At 36.8% G+C, this 1,129-nt stretch carries 1 protein-coding gene; it reads right to left on the reverse strand.

Annotation, left to right across the window (positions count from 1 at the left end; translation table 11 throughout):
* Positions 1 to 16: 16 nt before the first annotated feature.
* The coding region (gene tssC, locus ASV53_RS26530; RefSeq protein ID WP_141226320.1) for a type VI secretion system contractile sheath large subunit at positions 17 to 1,129 on the reverse strand (1,113 nt) is incomplete at its 5' end.

Here is a 1,129-nt window from a genome sequence, read left to right on the forward strand (position 1 = left end):
ATAACTTTATCCATTTTTAATTTGATATTGGTGATAGTTCTGTAATTAATCGAATATTAGAAACCATTTGATCTAATTGAAAGTGAGGGCGCAAATGAATAATCGAATAAAAACAGTCACTCCTACCTCTCGTCTGCTTAACTTCTACTTTGGCCTCATTTAAAGGATATTTAGCTATCAACTCATCAGGTAGCTCACTCGATGATGATGTATAATTAAATATCCATTTCTGTATATAACTTTCAATTTCCTCTGCTGTTTCAAAAGCACCAATTTTATCTCTGCCTATAACTTTAATATAATGTGCAAATCTTGAGACACAAAGAATATATTGTAACATTGATGCTAATTTAGCATTGACCGTATCAGAAGCAGAATCAAACACCTTTGGGTTATTAACTGATGAATTACTATAAAACGCCAAATAGTCTGTTTCAGGTATCATTGATATTGGGATAAATCCACTATCCGATAATTGCTTTTCTAGTCTATCACCAACTTGTAAGTTAACTGATAGTTTATTTTTTTTTAATCGACGCGTTACACAAAAATGACTTTGCGGTATTTTTACCACTAAGCCTTGGCGATACTTACCGGCTTGCACACCACGTATATGTGAAAACCACCCAGATTCACAAAAATCACGTATCGCTACAGCAGCAAAAGCATAAGCCGCATTTCCCCATAAATATCCATCTTCTGAGTGAGATATCGACTCTCGGTAAGGAAATTTCTCTCTTCTTGAACCATCGGGAAGATAAGGTGATCGAAGAAGTATATCGGGTAGAGTGATACCTAAAAATTTAGCATCTTCCATTGCTCTTACACTTTGCCACTCAATATACTCAGGCAGTGAAAACTGCGTTTCTATATGGGCAACAGAAGCAAGCTCTGAAAAGTTATCAACACCAAAAAAGCTGGGGTCTGCCGATGTAATAAAGGGGGAAAACGATGCCGCTGCAGTTTGTGATATTTTCCTTAATGTATCAATATCGTTGGCATGCTGGTGACCATGTAGGCGATGCGTTATTTTATAATCTCCAATTAACAAGCCAAAAGGTTCGCCACCTGGCATATTAAATTCCTGACTCTTATACACATCAGACGCTGCCGACGAATAGCCTAGTGT

Source organism: Photobacterium sanguinicancri (assembly GCF_002265265.1).
GTDB lineage: Bacteria > Pseudomonadota > Gammaproteobacteria > Enterobacterales > Vibrionaceae > Photobacterium > Photobacterium sanguinicancri.